The sequence below is a fragment of the Streptococcus sp. CSL10205-OR2 genome (assembly GCF_025660655.1).
GTDB lineage: Bacteria > Bacillota > Bacilli > Lactobacillales > Streptococcaceae > Streptococcus.
In genome coordinates this window covers 20,084-40,410 of the sequence record NZ_JAOTIN010000014.1, presented here as the reverse complement: position 1 = coordinate 40,410, position 20,327 = coordinate 20,084, and the positions used below count along the sequence as shown (strand labels likewise).

At 33.7% G+C, this 20,327-nt stretch carries 24 protein-coding genes and 1 tRNA gene; 20 read left to right on the top strand and 5 right to left on the bottom strand.

Annotated features, from left to right (window positions below; translation table 11 throughout):
* Positions 1 to 237: 237 nt before the first annotated feature.
* On the bottom strand, positions 238 to 2,487 hold the full coding sequence (locus tag N7659_RS07115) for an ATP-dependent Clp protease ATP-binding subunit (protein WP_263276464.1): 2,250 nt from the start codon (positions 2,485 to 2,487) through the stop codon (positions 238 to 240).
* Positions 2,488 to 2,740: 253 nt separating this feature from the next.
* Here N7659_RS07115 and N7659_RS07110 point away from each other — a divergent pair, with 253 nt between their 5' ends.
* The 8 genes from N7659_RS07110 to recN all read left to right on the top strand — a co-directional run bounded on the left by N7659_RS07110 (position 2,741) and on the right by recN (position 9,372).
* The gene (locus tag N7659_RS07110) at positions 2,741 to 2,971 is read left to right on the top strand and encodes a DUF1797 family protein (RefSeq protein ID WP_199567595.1); all 231 of its coding nucleotides are present in this window, start codon (positions 2,741 to 2,743) and stop codon (positions 2,969 to 2,971) included.
* An 87-nt stretch (positions 2,972 to 3,058) separates the two neighbouring features.
* Positions 3,059 to 3,910 carry a bifunctional methylenetetrahydrofolate dehydrogenase/methenyltetrahydrofolate cyclohydrolase gene (locus N7659_RS07105; protein ID WP_263276463.1) on the top strand — a complete coding sequence of 284 codons (852 nt, stop codon included), beginning with the start codon at positions 3,059 to 3,061 and terminating at the stop codon, positions 3,908 to 3,910.
* A gap of 100 nt (positions 3,911 to 4,010) precedes the next feature.
* Positions 4,011 to 5,345, top strand: a complete 1,335-nt coding sequence (xseA, locus tag N7659_RS07100) for an exodeoxyribonuclease VII large subunit (RefSeq protein ID WP_263276462.1) — start codon at positions 4,011 to 4,013, stop codon at positions 5,343 to 5,345.
* Positions 5,329 to 5,544 carry an exodeoxyribonuclease VII small subunit gene (locus N7659_RS07095; protein ID WP_263276461.1) on the top strand — a complete coding sequence of 72 codons (216 nt, stop codon included), beginning with the start codon at positions 5,329 to 5,331 and terminating at the stop codon, positions 5,542 to 5,544. Before xseA ends, N7659_RS07095 begins: the two co-directional genes overlap by 17 nt.
* Before the next feature lie 12 nt (positions 5,545 to 5,556).
* Entirely contained in the window at positions 5,557 to 6,417 is an 861-nt protein-coding gene (locus N7659_RS07090; RefSeq protein ID WP_263276460.1) for a polyprenyl synthetase family protein, read from the top strand.
* On the top strand, positions 6,410 to 7,237 hold the full coding sequence (locus tag N7659_RS07085) for a TlyA family RNA methyltransferase (RefSeq protein WP_263276459.1): 828 nt from the start codon (positions 6,410 to 6,412) through the stop codon (positions 7,235 to 7,237). Before N7659_RS07090 ends, N7659_RS07085 begins: the two co-directional genes overlap by 8 nt.
* Complete coding sequence (locus tag N7659_RS07080; RefSeq protein WP_263276458.1) at positions 7,224 to 7,682, top strand: arginine repressor; 459 nt, start codon at positions 7,224 to 7,226, stop codon at positions 7,680 to 7,682. Before N7659_RS07085 ends, N7659_RS07080 begins: the two co-directional genes overlap by 14 nt.
* Positions 7,683 to 7,704: 22 nt before the next feature.
* The gene (recN, locus tag N7659_RS07075) at positions 7,705 to 9,372 is read left to right on the top strand and encodes a DNA repair protein RecN (RefSeq protein WP_263276457.1); all 1,668 of its coding nucleotides are present in this window, start codon (positions 7,705 to 7,707) and stop codon (positions 9,370 to 9,372) included.
* A gap of 33 nt (positions 9,373 to 9,405) precedes the next feature.
* Here recN and trhA read toward each other — a convergent pair whose 3' ends face one another.
* Positions 9,406 to 10,044, bottom strand: a complete 639-nt coding sequence (gene trhA / locus N7659_RS07070) for a PAQR family membrane homeostasis protein TrhA (protein ID WP_263276456.1) — start codon at positions 10,042 to 10,044, stop codon at positions 9,406 to 9,408.
* Between the two features lie 75 nt (positions 10,045 to 10,119).
* On the opposite strand from trhA, the gene N7659_RS07065 reads away from it, so the two are divergent.
* The 5 genes from N7659_RS07065 (at position 10,120) to N7659_RS07045 (ending at position 13,100) form a co-directional block, all read left to right on the top strand.
* Entirely contained in the window at positions 10,120 to 10,956 is an 837-nt protein-coding gene (locus tag N7659_RS07065; RefSeq protein ID WP_263276455.1) for a DegV family protein, read from the top strand.
* A complete protein-coding gene (locus N7659_RS07060) occupies positions 10,949 to 11,785 on the top strand; it encodes an SGNH/GDSL hydrolase family protein (RefSeq protein ID WP_263276454.1) in 837 nt (278 codons plus the stop codon). The genes N7659_RS07065 and N7659_RS07060 overlap by 8 nt, the downstream gene beginning before the upstream one ends.
* The gene (locus N7659_RS07055; RefSeq protein WP_263276453.1) at positions 11,763 to 12,368 is read left to right on the top strand and encodes a YpmS family protein; all 606 of its coding nucleotides are present in this window, start codon (positions 11,763 to 11,765) and stop codon (positions 12,366 to 12,368) included. The genes N7659_RS07060 and N7659_RS07055 overlap by 23 nt, the downstream gene beginning before the upstream one ends.
* 88 nt (positions 12,369 to 12,456) lie before the next feature.
* On the top strand, positions 12,457 to 12,732 hold the full coding sequence (locus N7659_RS07050; RefSeq protein ID WP_263276452.1) for an HU family DNA-binding protein: 276 nt from the start codon (positions 12,457 to 12,459) through the stop codon (positions 12,730 to 12,732).
* A 176-nt stretch (positions 12,733 to 12,908) separates the two neighbouring features.
* Positions 12,909 to 13,100, top strand: coding sequence for a hypothetical protein (locus N7659_RS07045; RefSeq protein ID WP_263276451.1), 192 nt, complete (start codon positions 12,909 to 12,911; stop codon positions 13,098 to 13,100).
* Between the two features lie 80 nt (positions 13,101 to 13,180).
* Here N7659_RS07045 and N7659_RS07040 read toward each other — a convergent pair whose 3' ends face one another.
* From N7659_RS07040 to N7659_RS07030, 3 genes are all read right to left on the bottom strand, one after another.
* Positions 13,181 to 13,441, bottom strand: a complete 261-nt coding sequence (locus tag N7659_RS07040; protein ID WP_018370011.1) for a type B 50S ribosomal protein L31 — start codon at positions 13,439 to 13,441, stop codon at positions 13,181 to 13,183.
* Between the two features lie 110 nt (positions 13,442 to 13,551).
* Positions 13,552 to 14,502 (bottom strand): DHH family phosphoesterase, encoded by a 951-nt coding sequence (locus tag N7659_RS07035; protein ID WP_263276450.1) that lies wholly within the window; start codon positions 14,500 to 14,502, stop codon positions 13,552 to 13,554.
* A 3-nt stretch (positions 14,503 to 14,505) separates the two neighbouring features.
* Entirely contained in the window at positions 14,506 to 14,946 is a 441-nt protein-coding gene (locus N7659_RS07030) for a GNAT family N-acetyltransferase (protein WP_263276449.1), read from the bottom strand.
* 106 nt (positions 14,947 to 15,052) lie between these two features.
* On the opposite strand from N7659_RS07030, the gene add reads away from it, so the two are divergent.
* From add to N7659_RS06995, 7 genes are all read left to right on the top strand, one after another.
* Complete coding sequence (gene add, locus N7659_RS07025) at positions 15,053 to 16,075, top strand: adenosine deaminase (protein ID WP_263276448.1); 1,023 nt, start codon at positions 15,053 to 15,055, stop codon at positions 16,073 to 16,075.
* Positions 16,076 to 16,136: 61 nt separating this feature from the next.
* Positions 16,137 to 16,583, top strand: coding sequence for a flavodoxin (locus N7659_RS07020; protein WP_263276447.1), 447 nt, complete (start codon positions 16,137 to 16,139; stop codon positions 16,581 to 16,583).
* 254 nt (positions 16,584 to 16,837) lie between these two features.
* Positions 16,838 to 17,113 carry a chorismate mutase gene (locus N7659_RS07015; RefSeq protein WP_263276446.1) on the top strand — a complete coding sequence of 92 codons (276 nt, stop codon included), beginning with the start codon at positions 16,838 to 16,840 and terminating at the stop codon, positions 17,111 to 17,113.
* A complete protein-coding gene (locus N7659_RS07010; protein ID WP_263276445.1) occupies positions 17,103 to 18,308 on the top strand; it encodes a chloride channel protein in 1,206 nt (401 codons plus the stop codon). Before N7659_RS07015 ends, N7659_RS07010 begins: the two co-directional genes overlap by 11 nt.
* 135 nt (positions 18,309 to 18,443) lie before the next feature.
* Positions 18,444 to 18,791, top strand: coding sequence for a 50S ribosomal protein L19 (gene rplS, locus N7659_RS07005; protein WP_199567577.1), 348 nt, complete (start codon positions 18,444 to 18,446; stop codon positions 18,789 to 18,791).
* Between the two features lie 43 nt (positions 18,792 to 18,834).
* Positions 18,835 to 18,906: transfer RNA gene (locus N7659_RS07000), tRNA-Arg, on the top strand.
* A 143-nt stretch (positions 18,907 to 19,049) separates the two neighbouring features.
* Complete coding sequence (locus N7659_RS06995; RefSeq protein WP_263276444.1) at positions 19,050 to 20,264, top strand: FtsW/RodA/SpoVE family cell cycle protein; 1,215 nt, start codon at positions 19,050 to 19,052, stop codon at positions 20,262 to 20,264.
* Positions 20,265 to 20,327: the final 63 nt, after the last annotated feature.

Sequence of the window (20,327 nt, the reverse complement as noted above, 5' to 3'; positions counted from 1 at the left end):
GGCAATAAGGGTGTTTTGTGGTAGAATAGTTAATGGACATGTTCATCTTTCCTTTATACTGTGTTTTGCGACTTTAGTATAACAGATGAATATGTCTTTTTTGTTGCACTTCATTTTACAACTGGGCAAAAGATAATTTTGCAAAAATTATCGACTTAGAAAACTGCAATAAAATAATCAAACTTTTTAGAATAAATAAAAAGACTAGATATAAACATATATCTAGTCTTTTTTATCTTAAGCTTCATCACTATCGTTATCATTTTCAGTTTTTTTGGCTGACTTAATAACAATATTACCATTACTTGTCATAATAGCTTTAAGATCTTTTTCAGAAGGATTGTCAAGGTAAAAATCGGTAATCGCATCTTCAATGTATTCCTGAATAGTTCGACGAAGTGGACGTGCTCCCATTTTTGGATCATAGCCAAGATCAACTAGTTTTTCTTTAACCTTATCAGTGACACTTAGCTTGATGTCGTTATTCAGAAGGCGTTCACTAACATCGTTTAACATTAAATCAACAATTAATAACAGATTTTCCTTGCTTAGTGGTTGGAATTCAATAATACCATCAAATCGATTCATAAATTCAGGACTAAAGAAATTTGAAAGTTGACCGAGAATAGAATTCTTACGTCCTTCTCTAGTTGCACCAAAACCAACACTTGCTTCAGTTTTTCCGCTACCGGCGTTTGATGTCATAATGATAATGGCATCTTTAAAGCTAACTGTTCGACCTTGTCCATCAGTCAATCGACCATCATCAAGGACTTGAAGGAACATGTGTAGGACATCAGGGTGTGCTTTTTCAATTTCATCTAAAAGAATGACAGAGTATGGATTGCGACGAACTTTTTCAGTTAATTGACCAGCTTCATCATAGCCGACATAACCTGGAGGGGCTCCAACTAATTTAGAAACCGCATGTTTTTCCATATATTCACTCATATCAAAGCGAATCATGCTGTCAGCTGAACCAAAAAGTTCAATGGCAAGTTGTTTTGATAACTCTGTTTTACCAACCCCAGTTGGTCCAACAAAGAGAAAGCTTCCGATAGGACGATTTGGTGAGCCTAGGCCAACACGATTACGACGAATGGCTTTGGCAATCTTATCAACAGCTTCATCTTGTCCGATAACATGCGCTTTTAAGTCTTCAGCTAAGTTTACTAATTGAGTTTGTTCTTTTTCTTTTAAATCCCCAACAGGAATATTGGTTTTTTGCTCAATAATGCTTTCAATATTTTTTTCAGTGATGATAGGGGTGTTTTGTTCATCCACTCGATTTTGTTGCATTTCTTTATATTTTGCAATCTGATCTCTGAAATAAGCAGCACGCTCATAATCTTCGTCACGAGTGGCTTGATTTTTAAGATTTTCTGCCTCAGTTAAACGCTTATCGATTTCTTGTGGATTGACAAAATTTAGAGTTAGATTCATTTTTGAACCTGTTTCATCAAGTAAATCAATGGCTTTATCAGGTAAGAAACGATCTTGAATGTAGCGATTTGATAAAACGGCAGCAGCACGAATGGCTTCATCAGTGTATTTGACATGATGGTAATCTTCGTACTTACTTTGAATACCTTTTAAAATAGTGATGGTTTCTTCAACACTTGGTTCATCAACTTTAACAGGTTGCATACGACGCTCAAGAGCAGCGTCTTTTTCAATCACACGGTACTCTTTTAGTGTAGTCGCACCAACCAGTTGTAGTTCCCCACGAGCTAGTGCTGGTTTTAAGATATTACCAGCATCCATATTGCCTTCTCCAGCAGATCCAGCTCCAACAATTTCATGGATTTCATCGATAAAGAGAATAATCTCATTACGATTACGAATTTCTTCCATTAATTTTTGCATACGTTCTTCAAACTGGCCACGAATACCTGTACCTTGAACAAGACTAACAACGTCTAAGCGAATGACTTGTTTACCTTGTAATTTTTGTGGCACATCGCCATCAACAATTTTTTGAGCTAAGCCTTCAACGACAGCTGTTTTACCAACGCCTGCCTCACCAATAAGAACAGGATTATTTTTTGTTCTTCGGTTAAGAATTTCAATCACTCGTGTGATTTCCTCATCACGACCTATCACAGGATCGATATTACCATTTCGAGCAATTTCTGTTAGATTAATTCCAAATTCCTCTAAAACGCCTTGTGGTTTAGGTGGTGTTGGTGGGGTATTTCGGTAACGATTGTTACCATTATTGTTAATCCCATTTCCACCAGCCTGTGTTTTAGGTGTGTTAGGCAGGTCGTTATTAAAGGCACGAAAATTATTCAAATCACCAAAGAAATCATCAAAAAGTGGATTGATTGAAGATGTTTGAGATAAATTACGTAACATTTGATTATTTGGATCTGTCTTCATAATTTGGTAACAATTTTGACATAAATCAATTTGTTTTTTCTTTCCGTTAACATTGGTAAAAAGGTGGATAGTGGCTTCATTTAAGTGACAATTTTGACAAAGCATAGTTCTTACCTCTTTCATTTTGACATTTAAAATAGTATAAAAAGATTTGGTCAGTTTTGGTCAAACTTTTTATAAGTTTATTATATCACCATAAGTAAAGAAATCAAGTAAAAAGATTTGAATATTATTATTGGTGGGATAACTGTTTTGGCAGTTCAATTTTGGTAGCAAAGCAACAAAATAATATTTTTATTGTTTGTTTGCCTTTATTTATGATAAAATAGTAGAGATTAAAAGTGAATAGGAGAGAACTATGGAATCACATTTAGTGAGAATTATTAATCGTCTGGAATTAATGGCAAATGATGGTGGTAATTTTAAACGTAATTTTGAGCGTGATGGTGTTGTTGTAGCAGAAGTAGCATATAACAATGATCCTGAACAAGGGGTTACTTTTACCCTTCGTGATGTTGCTGCCCGTGAAACATATACGTTTGATAGTATTGATTTAATTGCAATTGAGATTTTTGATTTACTTTATTAATAATGGACAAAAAGGCAAGGGTGCAAGAGTGCTTTTGTCTTTTAAAATAGGATGAGTATCAAACCAAACAGAAAATAGGAGTAGATAATGGCAATAATAATAGATGGTAAGGGACTTGCACAAAAAATGCAAAAAAATCTAGCACAAAAAGTTGAAGCATTAAAACAAGCACATGGTATTGTACCAGGTCTAGTTGTTATTCTTGTTGGAGAAGATCCAGCAAGTCAAGTTTATGTTAGAAATAAAGAGCGTTCAGCTCTTGTTGCTGGTTTTAAAAGTGAAGTGGTTCGTGTCCCTGAAACGATTAGTCAAGAAGAGTTATTAGCGCTGGTTAAAACTTATAATGATGATCAAACATTTCATGGTATTCTAGTGCAATTACCATTGCCTCGTCATATTGATGAAGAAGCTATTTTGATGGCTATTTCTCCTGAAAAAGATGTTGATGGCTTTCATCCTGTTAATATGGGATTATTATGGAGCGGTCACGGTATCATGAAACCATGTACACCAGCAGGTGTTATGGAAATGTTTAAGGAATACAACATTTCTTTATCTGGTAAGAATGCTCTAGTTATTGGTCGTAGTAATATTGTTGGTAAACCAATGGCACAGCTTTTGATGGATGAAAATGCGACGGTAACAATAGCGCATTCTCGCACGAAAAACTTACCAGAATTAGCAAAAACAGCTGATATATTGGTGGTTGCTATCGGTAGAGGTCATCTAGTGACTAAAGAATTTGTTAAACCAGGAGCTGTTGTTATTGACGTTGGTATGAATCGTGATGAAAACGGCAAGTTGATTGGTGACGTCAAATTTGATGAAGTGGCTGATATTGCTAGTTATATCACACCTGTTCCAGGAGGCGTTGGCCCAATGACTATTACCATGCTTCTTGAACAAACTTACGAATCAGCACTTAGAAAAGTTAATTAACGGATAAGTGCCTTTATATGGTATTACGAATCAGATAAAAAGTGTCTAATAGACACTTTTTTGATATAATGAGAATAATAAAAACAATTAAGGAGAGAGCATGTCAGAGTATTTATCAGTATCTCATTTGACAAAATATTTAAAATTAAAATTTGACCGCGATCCTTATTTGGAAAGAGTCTATTTGACAGGTGAAGTTTCAAATTTCAGAAAGCGTCCATCGCATCAATATTTTTCATTAAAAGATGATAAAGCCGTTATTCAAGCAACAATGTGGGCTGGCGTCTTTAAATCTCTTAAATTTGAGATTGAAGAAGGAATGAAATTAAATGTTATTGGTCGAATTCAATTATATGAACCTAATGGTTCTTATTCCATTTTGATTGAAAAAGCAGAACCTGATGGTGTTGGTGCACTTGCCGTCCAATTTGAACAACTTAAGAAAAAATTAACCACAGCAGGTTATTTTGACCAAAAACACAAACAACAATTCCCTCAGTTTGTTAAGAAAATTGGTGTTGTGACCAGCCAAAGTGGTGCCGTTATTAGAGATATCATCACAACTGTTCAAAGACGTTTCCCAGGCGTTGAAATTTTGTTGTTTCCAACTAAAGTCCAAGGACCTGGCAGTGCTGAGGAAATTGTAGCCAATATCAAAAGAGCTAATTTAAGAGATGATTTAGATATTTTGATTATTGGCCGTGGTGGAGGATCAATTGAGGATTTGTGGAGTTTTAACGAAGAAATTGTTGTAGAAGCAATTTTTGAGTCCCGATTGCCGATTATTTCAAGTGTCGGTCATGAAACAGATACAACCTTAGCTGACTTCGCAGCTGATAGGCGTGCAGCTACCCCAACAGCAGCAGCTGAACTTGCAACACCAGTTACAAAGGCAGATGTTTATCAATACTTAAATGAAAGACAGACACGTCTATATAACATCATGATGCAACAGTTGAAAATAAAAAAAGATCGTCTCAATCAATTAACAGGTTCAGTTATTTTCAGACAACCTGAAAGACTTTATGATAGTTATCTGCAAAAACTCGATAAATTGACCAATCAAATGGCTAATCTTTTTAAGGAATCTTACCGTCAAAAAGAGCATCATACGCATTTGTTGGTTAATCGCTTAGTAGCAATTGATTTATTAAAAAGAATTAAAACTTATGAGGATTATATTGTTCAGACCAATCGTTTGTTATCACACCAGATAACAACTCATTATCAGCAAAAATTAACAAGATTTGAAAAATCTCAAGAAGCATTGTTGTCTCTTGATACGTCAAGAATTGTTGCAAGAGGATATGCTATTGTTCATAAGGAAAACCAAGTGATAGGTTCTGTTGAAAAAATAGTTAAAGGAGATAGTTTGGACATCAGTATGCGTGATGGTCAAATTGAAGTGGAGGTTAAAAATGTCAAAAAACAATAAAACATTTGAAGAAAATTTACAAGAGTTAGAAGTTATTGTCTCAAAATTAGAAAATGGTGATGTGCCATTAGAAGAAGCCATTTCAGAATTTCAAAAAGGGATGATTTTATCAAAAGAATTGCAAAAAACACTCAATGAAGCCGAAAAAACATTAGTTAAAGTCATGCAAACTGATGATACCGAAAAAGAAATGGATTAAAGGAGACATAGGGTGATTGAACTTACTAATGAAGCTATTAGAACTTACTATAAGGAACTAATCGTTTCATCTGATTTAACTAAAGCTATTCTTTATTCTGTTGATGCAGGCGGTAAACGCCTTCGTCCACTTTTATTTTTGATGCTTTTAGAAGGTTTCGGCATTACGCTAAAAGATGATCACTATCGTATTGCAGCTAGTTTAGAGATGATTCATACAGGGAGTTTAATCCATGATGATTTACCAGCTATGGATAATGATGATTATCGTCGTGGCCAATTAACCAATCATAAAAAATTTGATGAAGCCACTGCTATTTTAGCAGGGGATGCTTTGTTTTTAGATGCTTTTGGCTTATTAGCTTCTTCAAAATTAGCTCCTGATAAAGTGGTACAGCTGATTAGTCTTTTATCAGATGCTTCAGGTAGTAGAGGTATGGTTGGAGGACAAATGCTTGATATAAAAGGAGAACATCAAGCCTTAAAAGAAGCAGACTTAGTTGCCATTCATACCAATAAAACAGGAAAATTGTTAACTTTTCCATTTATTGCTGCAGGAATTGTTTCTGATTTAGATGAAAAAGGGATGACTTTACTACAAAAAGCAGGTCAATTGGTTGGTTTAGCTTTTCAAGTCAGAGATGATATTTTAGATGTGACTGCTGATTTTTCTGAATTGGGAAAAACGCCTAAAAAAGATATTTTTGCTGAGAAAACCACTTATCCTAGTTTATTTGGCTTAGAAAAGTCGACCAGCATTTTAAATCAATCCTTGGATGATGCCTTAGCTATTTTTGAAAGTTTTGAGAAGGCCTATCAATTTGATCGTCAAGCTATTAAAACCATTATAGAGAGGTTACGACTTCATGCCTAAAGAAAGAGTAGATGTACTAGCTTATCGTCAAGGTCTTTTTGATACAAGAGAACAAGCTAAACGTGGTGTGATGGCTGGTTTAGTGGTTTCTGTTTTAAATGGTGAGCGATTTGATAAACCAGGTGAAAAAATTGATGATAACACCGAATTAAAATTAAAAGGTGAAAAATTAAAATATGTCAGTCGTGGTGGGTTAAAATTAGAAAAGGCTTTACAGGCTTTTAATCTTTCGGTAGCTGATAAGATAACGCTTGATATTGGTGCTTCTACTGGCGGCTTTACAGATGTCATGCTTCAAAATGGGGCTCGTATGGTTTATGCTGTTGATGTTGGCACAAATCAATTGGTTTGGAAATTAAGACAAGATGCGCGTGTTAAAAGTATGGAACAGTATAATTTCCGCTATGCAGATCCCAAAGATTTTATAGAAAATCAACCAGTATTTGCTTCTATTGATGTCAGCTTTATTTCACTACGTTTAATTTTACCTGCCTTATCTCAAATCCTTCCAGAAAATGCTAAGGTTGTTGCTTTAGTGAAGCCACAATTTGAAGCTGGTCGAGAGCAAATAGGAAAAAATGGTATTGTCAAAGATAAAACGATTCACGAAAAAGTGATTATTTCAGTTTGTCAGTTTGCCTTAGAAAATAGTTTCAGTGTGAAACAATTAGATTTTTCACCTATCCAAGGTGGTCATGGCAATATAGAATTTCTTCTTTTTTTAGAAAAAACGAATTCACCTCTTAATTTGGTGGAGGATAATATCAATACAGTTATTGAAGAAGCACACAAGGAGTTTAGCCATAATGAAAAAATGTGAGCGATTAGAGTTGTTGCAACGCATCATTTTAAACCATCATATTGAAACACAACACGAGTTATTAGTCCTCTTAGAAAAAGAAGGGCTTCATTTAACTCAAGCTACGATTTCAAGAGATATTAATGAGCTAGGTGTTGTTAAAACTCCTACAAAAGATGGTCATTATGTGTATAGCTTGTCACAGCCAAATTCCACTGTTGATTCTGATGACTTTTTAGTTGAAAAAACAATTTTAAGTATTTCTGAAAAGACAAGTGGTTTAGAACAAATGCTTCATCTTGATATCATTCCAGGGAATACACGATTAATTAAAAAAATACTGCTCGATGAATATGGTGAAAAAATTTTTAGTATTATTGTTGATGACGATAGTTTACTTTTGATGGCTAAAAGTCCTTTAGCTGCTGATCAGTTAAGACAAGAATTACTAGAATGGACAAGATGATTAAAGTAACGAGGAGATTAAGATGCTATTAGACATTTCTATTCGTCATTTTGCCATTATAGAAGATATTTCTCTACATTTTGACAATGGCATGACTGTTTTAACCGGTGAAACTGGAGCAGGAAAATCAATTATCATTGATGCTATGAATATGATGCTTGGTGCTAGAGCTAACTCTGATGCTGTTCGTCATGGTTCGCCAAAGGCTGAAATAGAAGGCTTATTTGATATTAGTCATAAAACTGGGCTTAAGCAGTTATTGGCTGATAATGGTATTGACAGCAGTGATGAGCTTATTATTCGTAGAGAAATCCATAGTAATGGCAGAAGCATTAGCCGTATCAATGGTCAAATGGTTAATCTAGCGATTTTAAAAACCATTGGACAACAATTGGTAGATATTCATGGGCAACATGATCAAGAAGAATTGATGAAACAATCACAGCACATTATCATGTTAGATCAGTTTGGCTCAAAAGAATTTCAAGATATCAAAGAAAACTATCAAAAACTCTTTGATGATTATAAAGAATTGAGAAAACGTGTTCTTCTTCAAAAAAAGAATGAAAGTGATCATAAAGCTAGAATTGAAATGTTAGCTTATCAGATTTCTGAAATAGAAAGTGTTGACTTAAAAAAAGACGAAGATAAGCTCTTACAAGAAGAACGAAATCGCTTAATGAATCATAAAAAGATTGCTGATGCTCTTTCTGAAACCTATCAACAATTGGATAATGACGAATTTTCGAGTTTGGCTAATATTAGATCTGCCATGAATGAAATGGAAAGCATTGAAAATTATGATAGTCGTTATCAAGAAATCTCAAAAGACATTCAGGAATCCTATTATGTTTTAGAGGACGTTTCAAAGCGTTTGTCTGATATTATTGATGATTTGGACTATGACGCCAATCATTTACTAAGGATTGATAGTCGCCTAGATATTATTAATACCATCACACGAAAATATGGTGGTAGTGTTAATGATGTACTGGATTATCTTTCTAATATCACTTTGGAATATCAACTCTTAACAGCTAATGATGAGACAATGGATGATAGTGAAGCAAAATTAAAAGCCTTGGAACAATCACTCGTTTTAACGGCTAAAACGTTGCGTCAAAAACGTCATGAACTTGCGAAAGAATTGGAAAAAAATATCAAACAAGAATTAAAAGATCTCTATATGGAAAAAGCTGATTTTAAGGTTGTTTTTTCTGAAAGCAAATTTAATCGTTTAGGCAATGAAAGTGTTGTATTTTATATTTCAACAAATCCTGGAGAAACTTTTAAACCTCTTATTAAAATTGCATCTGGTGGAGAATTGTCTCGTTTGATGTTAGCCATCAAAGCTGTTTTTTCTAAAACACTTGAAAGAACAAGTATTGTTTTTGATGAAGTAGATACAGGTGTTTCAGGCAGGGTAGCACAAGCTATTGCTGAAAAAATTCATCTCATTTCACAACATGGTCAAGTTCTTGCCATTTCTCATTTACCACAAGTGATTGCTAAGGCAGATCATCAATTTTTCATTGAAAAGATGAGTGATGCCACATCAACCGTGTCAACAGTGAGATTATTAGACACTGAAGAACGAATTGAAGAAATTGCCAAAATGTTAGCTGGTAGTGACGTGACCGCTACAGCACGAGCTCAGGCTAAAGAATTACTAGAAAAAAACAACCTCTAAGATTTCTTAGAGGTTGTTTTAATGGAAATGACATTAAACATAATAATAAATAGAAACCCACATTAAGTAAGCAGCTACTAGGATAAAACAATGCCAAACCACATGATTAAAGGGAAATTTTATAGCATAAACAAGGGCTCCTACTGTATAAGTAACACCTCCAAAAAAGAGAAGTAAGATACCATTAAAAGGCAGGCTATCCCAGAGAGGTTTTGCTGCAAAAACAATCAGCCATCCCATAATAATATATAATAAAGTAGACAGTTTTGAAATATTTTTTTGAGGTTTTAAGAAAATAATCTTCATCGTAACGCCACTAATAGCACAGATCCAAACGAGACTAAGTAGAGTCCAGCCAATCCATCCTTTTAGAGTTATTAAACAGTATGGTGTATAAGTACCAGCAATTAACAAAAAAATGGCAGAGTGGTCAAACACTTTAAAAAGTCTTTTGTATTTACTAAAAGATAAGACATGGTAAAGTGTTGAAGAAAGAAATAAAGCGATAAGTGATGCGCCATAAATACTATAGGAAATCATTTCTAATTGAGATTGGTGAGTTGATGCTTTATCTAGTAACAATTTTAAGCCAATAATTGCTAGAATAACACCAATGGAGTGAGTGATGGTATTTAAGACTTCATTAATAATGTTATAACGTTTAGATGTCATAAAATCCCCCAATTTAATATTTATTTGTTATAATGATAACATAAACAACAAAAAAAGCACAAAGAAGAGGTTAAAATGGCAAATATTAAAATAGTGACAGATTCTTCTATCACAATAGAGTCTGAACTTCTTGAAAAATACAACATTACTGTAGTTCCTTTGTCTGTAATGGTTGATGGAACACTTTATTCTGATAATGATCTTAAAGAAGGTCAATTTTTGAGCATGATGAAAAACAGTACTCATCTTCCTAAGACTAGTCAACCCCCAGTAGGCTTATTTGCAGAGACTTATGAGAATATTTTTAAAGAAGGCTACGATACTATCATTTCAATCCACATCACACATTCCTTATCTGGAACCGTTGAAGCAGCTCGTCAGGGGGCAGCTCTTGCTGGTGGAGATATTATTGTTTTGGATTCGTCTTTTACTGATCAGGCAATGAAATACCAAGTGGTTGAAGCAGCCAAATTCATTCAAGAAGGCAAAAGTCGTGAAGATATTTTGGCTAGAATAGAAGAAGTCAAAAATAAAACAGAATTGTTTATTGGTTTGTCAACACTTGAAAACCTTATCAAAGGTGGTCGTGTGAGCAGAGTTGCAGGCATAATTAGCTCCTTGTTTAATATTAAAATTGTTATGGCATTGCAAAACCATGAACTACACCCAGTGATTAAAGGAAGAGGGACTAAGACCTTCTTTAAATGGTTAACAGAGTTAAGCCAGAAATTGGAAAATAAAGCTGTTGCTGAAATTACAATCTCTTATGCTGGTACCAATGAATTTGCTAATCAATTAAAAGAGCAATTACAAAAACTAGTTGAAACTGATATTGTTGTTTTAGAAACTGGATCAATCATTCAAACCCATACAGGAGAAGGCGCTTTTGCCATTATGATTCGTTATGAGTAAAAAATCAATCTTAAAAGATAGTCTCTTTTTTATCAGTTTACTAGTCTTATTTTCAATTGTGTTTTACTTTCTTGTTCCTCAATCAAATGCTCAACTCACTAAAAATGATTTTTTAGAAAATGAGACAGCACAACTTCATTATGTGGCTTTAGGGGATTCTTTAACACAAGGAACAGGTGATACTACCAATCAAGGAGGCTTTGTTTCTTTGCTATCTGATCACTTGGAATCAGATAATAAGTATCAGGTCACTTCTAGTAATTTTGGTGTTGCTGGAAACACTAGTCAACAAATATTAAAAAGAATGACCAAAGACGAAACTATATTACCAACTATTAAAGAAGCAGATTTTATGACACTTACAGTTGGTGGAAATGATGTGATGGCTGTGATCAAAAAGAATTTAAGTCAGCTTGAAATTTCTTCTTTTGATCAGCCTCAAAAAGACTATCAAAAACGCTTACGTCAAATCATTGACCTAGCAAGAAAAGAAAATGACGATTTGCCCATTTATATTCTTGGTATTTATAATCCTTTTTATCTTAATTTCCCTGAAATTGTTGAGATGCAGGAAATTATTGACAAATGGAATGAAGCAACGGCGACTGTCGCTTCAGAATACGAAAATATTTACTTTGTTCCAATTAACGACCAACTTTATAAAGGATATAATGGAAAAGAAGGAATTGTTGAAACAAATGATTCATCAACATCTGTGATTAATAATGCCCTATTTGAGGAGGATCATTTTCATCCCAATAATATAGGCTATCAAATAATAGCTAATGCAATGATGGAGAAAATTAATGAAACAAGAGACAAATGGTAATGTAAAAAATTATTGGAAGTATGGCTTGTTAATCTTACTTGCTTTAAATCTAAGTTTTTTAGGTGTTATCGCTTCAAGAGTATTACAAGAAAGAGAGCCAGAAAAAAGAGTAGTCTCTAATCAAACAAGCGATGATTTTAAAATAGGCCAAATTTCAACGACAAAAGATCAATTAAATCAAACTTTAGCAACCTATTTAAAAGATTATCAAACATCAGATTTAACCTACAACATTTATATTAGTTCCAAATCCATTTTATTTGAAGGAACCTATAAAATTTTGGGTTATGATGTGCCGCTCTATGTTTATTTTGAACCCTATAAATTATCTAGTGGTGCTATTCAACTAAAAATAACATCTATATCTGCTGGAACGCTTCCTTTACCAGAAAAAGATGTTTTAAAGTATATTAATAATACCTATGATATCCCAGAGTTCGTTGAGATTCTACCAGATGAAGCAACTATTAATGTCAATATTCAATCGATGACCATTGATAATAAGATTTATTTAAAAGCGACAAACTTGGATTTAATTAATGATACTATTAGTTTTGATATTTATAAAAAAACAATAAAATAACATTAAATACTTGACCAAATAGTAATTTTTAGGTATGATAATACTTGTTAGAGCATAAAGCTCATAAATTTATTGGAGGAATTGTTAAATGGCTAACAAGCAAGATTTGATTGCAAAAGTGGCAGAAGCTACTAAATTGACTAAAAAGGACTCTGCAGTAGCAGTAGATGCTGTTTTCGGAGCAGTTTCAGAATACCTTTCAAAAGGTGAAAAAGTTCAATTAATTGGTTTTGGTAACTTTGAAGTTCGTGAACGTGCAGCTCGTAAAGGTCGCAACCCACAAACTGGTAAAGAAATCCAAATCGCAGCTTCAAAAGTACCTGCTTTCAAAGCTGGTAAAGCTCTTAAAGACGCTGTTAAATAATAGAACATTAAAAAACCAGTCATATCAAGTGTTTTCACTTGAGTGACTGGCTTTTTTTATGGAGAAGGGGCAAAAAAGGGTGCAAAGTCTATTGAAATAGTAAAAGAGCTAGGATTATGTTATTAAGGGTTTTCTTAATATTAAAATGAAAGAACTAACTGTACTATGGAGGGGAAATGATTGACTATAAAACGTTTAGCTCAGAACGAATTAATGAGGTATATCAGATTTATCGTGAAAATCAATGGTCAGAGTATTTAAGCGACAAAAATAAACTTTCTCGTGCTTTTTACCAATCATTAGGATTTTCTAAAGATCTTAATGGTTACCCCATTAACCATTATTTTAGAAGTCAACCGACTGATTAAACTAGATTTTAGAACCGTTTCTCATTAATAGTATAAAAAAGGCATATCCATTGGATATGCCTTTTTTATCATTATCTTGCTTATTGTGCAGCGTTTGCGTCTTTAAGACCATATTTTTTGTTGAAACGGTCCACACGTCCGTCTGCTTGTGTAAATTTTTGACGTCCTGTATAGAATGGGTGTGAGTCTGATGAAATTTCCACACGAATAAGTGGGTAAGTTTCACCTTCAAATTCAACAGTTTCTTTAGTTGGTTTTGTTGAACCACTAAGGAATTGGTAACCAGTTGACGTATCAAGAAATACTACTGGACGGTAATCTGGATGGATATCTTTTTTCATTATGTCATTTTCCTTTCTGCCATAACCCTTTTTGAGTCATAGTTTAATAACTCTATTAGTTTATCAAAATTTTAATGATTTGACAACCTTTTTCTTTATTTTTTACTGGTTTATTTAGTGTTTTTATCTTGCTTGACAGCTTCTCTTAATTCTTGGTAAATTGCATCATTTTCTTCATCAGAGTATGAGTTGGCACCACTAGCAAGAGGATGACCACCACCATCATGATTTTTAGCAATGCCATTAATAACAACGGTCTTGCTTCTTAAACGAACGCGGTAATGACCGTCTGGTTGTTCAACAAAGATTGCCCAAGTCACAATTGAGTCAATTTTACCAGGTGCAGAGACAATGGCTGCTGTTTCAGCATCACTTACTTGGAATTTATCCATGATGTCTTTGGTGAGAAAAACACGCGCGACACCATTTTCATCAATTTCTAAATGATCATAGACAAAGCCTTGTAGTTTAGCAATTTTATAAGGGAAGGAATCCATTTGTCTAGAAATTTCAGAAAAATCAAAATCAAACTGACGTAGTTGGCTAGCAATTTCTAACGTTTTACCACTAGTTGCTGGATAAAGAAAACGCCCAGTATCTCCCACAATACCAGCATAAAGAAGACGTGCGACATCTGAAGTTAATTCTAATTGCATTTGATAAGCAAAATCAGCAACAATTTCACTAGCACTTGATGCATTGGTATCAACAAAATAAAGATCTCCATAAGGATCATCATTTGGATGGTGGTCCATTTTAATTAAATAATTGCCATTGTTATAACGTTTGTCATCAATACGAGGCGTATTTGCTGTATCTGTGACAATAACCAAAGCCTCTTTAAAATCACTATCTAATACAGTATCCATTTTGGCTAACCATTCTAGTGTTGGCTCATTAAAACCAGTAGCCAGAATTTTTTTTTCGGGGAAATTATGCTGAATTAAAAGTTTTAATCCCACCTGACTACCAATAGCATCGGGATCAGGTTTCATATGACGATGAATAATAATCGTCTGGTGTTCTTTAATTTTTTCTAAAATGGTTTTATAGGTTGTCATAAACTATCCTTTACTGTTTTTTGTTAATATCATGTCAATGTGAGGGATGTCATCTTCAAGGTATACCTCAGAAATGGTTTCAAAGCCAAATTCTTGATAAAATTCCTTCAAGTAAGCTTGTGCTTGCGCAAAAAGTGGCACTTTGTAGTGTTGTTGCCAAAAATCTATCGCTTTTAGAACTAATTTCTTGCCCAATCCTTTTTGACGAAACAAAAGAGGCACTAATACACGTCCCAATTTCACCTGATTTTCTTGAGGAATAAGTCGACAATAAGCCATTAATTCTTTATCTTTAAGAGAAAAGACGTGAATGGCAGTTAAATCATCCTCATCAATTTCTTGATAGGCACAATGTTGTTCAACCACAAAGACTCGTACTCGTTCTTTTAAAATGATGAATAATTCTTCGGAGGTTAATTGGTCAAAACGTTTAAAACACCACATAAATGACTCCTCTCAAATAGTATTCAAAATATATCACAGAAAAACTGGAAAATCAAGAGAAATATGTTATGATATAAAGCAACATCACAAGTGAAAGAAGCACGATATGACTGATAATAAATGGCACGATTTAAAGAAAACAGAACTCCATTGTCACTTAGATGGCTCCTTGTCTTTAGAGGTGATAAGACAATTGGCTATGATGGCAAATATTGTCATACCATCTGAAGATAAAGCCTTAAAACAATTAGTAACAGTAGCAGAAGACTCTGATAATCTTATGGATTATTTAAAGACATTTGATTTTATTAGACCATTATTACAAACAAAAGAGGCACTTTCGCTTGCGGCGTACGATGTCGTTAAACAAGCTGCAAAAGAAAATGTTATCTACATTGAAGTGCGATTTGCACCAGAATTGTCTATGGATGAAAATCTTTCCGCTCTTGATACTGTTGAAGCTGTTCTTGATGGTTTAAACAATGCGATGAAAGAGTTTGACATTATAGCACGTTTATTGGTTTGTGGCTTGAAACAAAGTCAAAAAGAAGTCACACAAGGCATTTTTAAAGAGGTTGTTAGACTCTCTTCAAGAGGCTTGGTCGGTTTTGATTTTGCTGGTAATGAGGCAGACTTTCCAACATCAGAGTTAAAAGATATCATTAAAACTACGCAAGATTTGGGACTTCCTTTAACCTTTCATGCAGGTGAATGTCATTGCCCAAATAATGTTAGTGATGGGTTAAATCTTGGTATCAAACGCTTTGGTCATGTGACGGCTTTGTATAGAAAAAAAGACTTAGTAGCAGATTTTGTAAAATCTGATGCTACCGCAGAAATGTGTCTGACTAGTAATTTACAAACAAAGGCTGCAAAAAATATTGCAGAATTTCCATATCAATTGTTTTATGAAGCAGGTCTTAAACTAACGATAAATACCGATAATCGAACGGTCTCTAATACCAATTTAACAAAAGAGTATGCCTTGTACCATCAGTATTTTAATACAAGTATTTCTGACTTTTATCACTTCAATCAAAATGCGATTTTAGCTAGTTTTACAACTACTGAAGAAAAAGATGCTCTCTTAAAACGTTTAGAAGAGAGCTATCATCCCTATCTCTTATAATCTAATTGTTTTCAATTGATTATTTATGATATAATAAGACCATTATAATGAGGAGGAAACTATGGCTTTTGCACAAATTGTTTATGCTAGTATGACAGGTAACACAGAAGAGATTGCCGATATCGTTGCTAAAAAATTAGAAGAGCTAGGACATACCGTTGATGTTAATGAGTGTACAACTGTTGATGCTAGTGATTTTGAAGATGGCGATATTGTCATTGTTGCTACCTATACTTATGGTGAAGGTGAGTTGCCTGATGAAATACTTGATTTTTATGATGATTTAAAAGAATTAGATCTTTCTGAAAAAATTTATGGTGTTGTTGGCTCAGGGGATACTTTTTATGATAATTTTTGCCAGTCAGTTGATGACTTTGAGGAGGCTTTTGCAATGACTGGAGCAACTAAAGGAGCTGACAGTGTCAAAGTTGATTTGGCTGCTGAAGAAGAAGATATTGAGCGTTTAGAAGCTTTTGCAGAAGAAATTTCTAATAAACTTACTGACTAAAAAATTACCTAAAATCAATTATTTTAAAAAATCTATTGTCTTTTGATATTTAGTAAAGTTTTAGAAAGGCATTTATCAGCTTAATAACACTTTCTTAATGCTTATGTTATAAAATGAAATAAAGACTAGAGGCTAGATACTTTTGTTCTAGCCTCTTTAGTATGATTTATTAGTAGACTAATGGTGTTCTTACTTGGCTTGTCAAGTTTCTTGTAATCCTTTATAATGAAAGAAACCTTAGAATTGGAGTTAATATGACATTAGAAAAAAGTCGTCAAGCTATTGACCTTATTGATAAAACACTTATCAGTCTTTTAGAAGAGAGAATGACACTAGTTAGTCAAGTTGTTGCCTATAAAAAGTCTCACAATATGCCAGTTTTAGATCAACAAAGAGAAGAAGACGTTTTAAAAAAAGTTACTCAAGAGATTAAAAATGATTTATATCAAGAAGCAATCGTAGCTACTTTTAAAGATATCATGTTTCACTCAAAAAAATTTCAAGAAGAGAGACTAAGAGATGACTACTAACAGCAAGAACATTCTAATATTTGCCAAAAAACAACTCTTGTTCATTATTATGGGTGTCGTGATTGGTTTAATAACAGGTGCCTTTGATATGGTTTTTGGTCGTATTCTCCTTTTAATTGGAGACATACGATCAGACTATCCTATGTTTTTAATTCCGTTTCTAGGCTTTTCTGGTCTTCTTATTATATTTTTATACCAGTATTATGGTGGCAAAGCAAATGGTGGTATGGGTTTAGTTTTTCGGGTTGGTCATGGTCAAGATAAGACAATTCCTAAGAGATTAATTCCCTTAATTATCTTGACGACTTGGGTGACTCATTTATTTGGTGGTAGTGCTGGTCGTGAAGGTGTTGCTGTTCAAATTGGTGCCACTATTTCAAATTTTTTCACTAAAACATTTGAAGAAGATAATCGTCGTCTATTTTTAATGACGGGTATGGCAGCTGGATTTGCTGGTCTTTTTCAAACGCCTCTTGCGGCAACCTTATTTGCTATTGAAGTATTATTTATTGGTCGTATCAGATTGTTTGCTTTAGTCCCTGTTTTAGTGGCTTCTTACACTGCAAGTCAAACCTCACATTTTCTAGGATTAGAGCATTTTGAAGTGCCAGTTGATATTTCTTTAACGATTACCCCAATTTTATTTATGAAATTAGCTCTATTAGGTTTATTATTTGGTTTGACGGGTAATTTTTTTGCTTTAGGATTAAAGCAATTAAAAAAATGGTTAGCTGATAAGTTACCAAATGCTTATCTTCGTATATTTCTTATCGGATCTATCTTAGCACTTACTTTTCTTTTGTTAGATATGGGACGTTATTCAGGACTTGGAACAAATCTGATTTCAGCGAGTTTTTCTGGCGGTAGCATTTTAAGCTATGATTGGCTATTAAAATTAGTGCTTACTTTACTAACATTAGCCGTTGGTTTTCAAGGCGGTGAAGTAACGCCACTATTTGCTATCGGTTCAAGTTTGGGTGTCGTTTTGGCTCCAATTTTTGGACTTCCCATTTCTTTGGTTGCGGCTCTTGGCTATGCTAGTGTGTTTGGTAGTGCTACAAGTACCTTCTTAGCACCTATTTTAATTGGAGCGGAAGTTTTTGGTATGGAAAATCTCCCTTATTTCTTTATTGTTATGGTCTTTACTATGAGTTTTGGTAAAAGAAATAGTATCTATGGGGAACAAAAATATTAAGTTCTAAACTAAAATTTATCTTTACATTATTAAGATAATTTGATAAAATAGACTGCGTGTGTAATGGACACACAATAAACGGCTAATCCGCTAAGACAATGGCTCTTAAGATTAGTAAGATAAGGAGAAAATAAAATGAATCCATTAATTCAAAGTTTGACTGAAGGTCAACTTCGTACTGATATCCCTGCGTTTCGCCCTGGTGACACTGTTCGTGTTCATGCGAAAGTTGTTGAAGGAACTCGTGAACGTATCCAGATCTTTGAGGGTGTTGTTATCTCTCGTAAAGGTCAAGGTATCTCAGAAATGTATACTGTTCGTAAATTATCAAGCGGTATCGGTGTAGAACGTACTTTCCCACTTCACACACCTCGTGTTGATAAAATTGAAGTTGTTCGTTACGGTAAAGTTCGTCGTGCGAAACTTTACTACTTACGTGCTTTGCAAGGTAAAGCAGCTCGTATTAAAGAAATTCGTCGTTAAGATGATTTCAAAAATCTGCTCATTTGAGCAGATTTTTTTATCAGTTCCCTTAGTTAAATGGATATAACAACTTCCTCCTAAGAAGTCGTTGTAGGTTCGATTCCTACAGGGGACATCACATATCAACCCTTAAGATTATTATAAGAGGGTTGTTTTTTATTTGCGAGTAAATAAAAGTCCTTATTTTTAACAGGAAAAAAACAAGCAATATTTAAAAATCATGATATAATAAAATGACAAAAAATTTGAGGGGTCGTCATGGAAAAATTTAAAAAAATCATTGATAATAGAATTGATTATTTGTTAATTTTGCCAGTTTTTATTTTATTAATTATTGGTTTATTAGCTGTTTATATAGCCATCAACCATGACTATCCTCAAAACCTCTCAACTGTTTTGATACAACAAGTTTTATGGATTTTACTTGGATTTGTTCTGAGTTTTATCGTTATGTTATTTAGCACTGAATTTTTGTGGAAAATGACCCCTTTTCTCTATGTGTTTGGTATTATCTTGATGATGTTGCCTCTGTTTTTTTATAGTCCTCAATTAGTGGCTCTAACAGGAGCCAAAAACTGGATTACAATAGGAAATACAACCTTATTTCAACCTTCAGAATTCATGAAAATTTCCTATATTTTGATGTTGTCACAGGCAACTGTTAAATTACAGCAAGATGTTGTTAACCGCTATTTTAAGGATGATTTGAAGTTGCTTTTAGTTTATGGTTTATTAACGCTTCCTGTTTTATTTTTACTGGCTTTACAAAAAGATTTAGGGACCGCCTTAGTGTTTATGGCTATCTTGTCGGGGCTTATTTTATTATCAGGTATTTCTTGGCAGTTAATTGTTTTTGTGACAACCTTGATTATTACTGGAACAGTTGGATTTTTGGCTGTATTTCTTTCTCCAACAGGCAAATCTTTCTTTTATCAGTTAGGAATGGATACCTATCAGATTAACCGTATTTCAGCTTGGTTAAATCCTTTTGATTTTGCCGATTCTATCGCTTACCAACAAACCCAAGGAATGATTTCTATAGGAAGTGGTGGCTTTACTGGTAAAGGTCTTAATGTGGTTGATTTAGCGGTTCCTGTTAGAGAAAGTGATATGATTTTTACAGTAATTGCTGAAAATTTTGGTTTTATCGGCTCAAGCATTCTCTTAGGACTCTATTTATTTTTAATCTATCGTATGATTCGAGTGACTTTTGAGACCAATAACCTCTTTTACACATACATTTCAACAGGATTTATTATGATGATTTTGTTCCATATTTTTGAAAATATTGGGGCTGCCATTGGTGTTCTTCCTCTAACAGGTATTCCGCTACCTTTTATATCCCAAGGAGGAAGCTCTTTAATTTCCAATTTATTGGGGGTTGGTCTAATTTTATCAATGTCTTACCAAAATCAAAAAAACAAAGAGACTTTCATTGAAAAACAAGAATTGACCGATGAAGAAAAGTTCTAGAAATAGGGCTTTTTTCTCTATTCAAAATAGTGTAAAAAACATAAAAATATGTTATAATATATA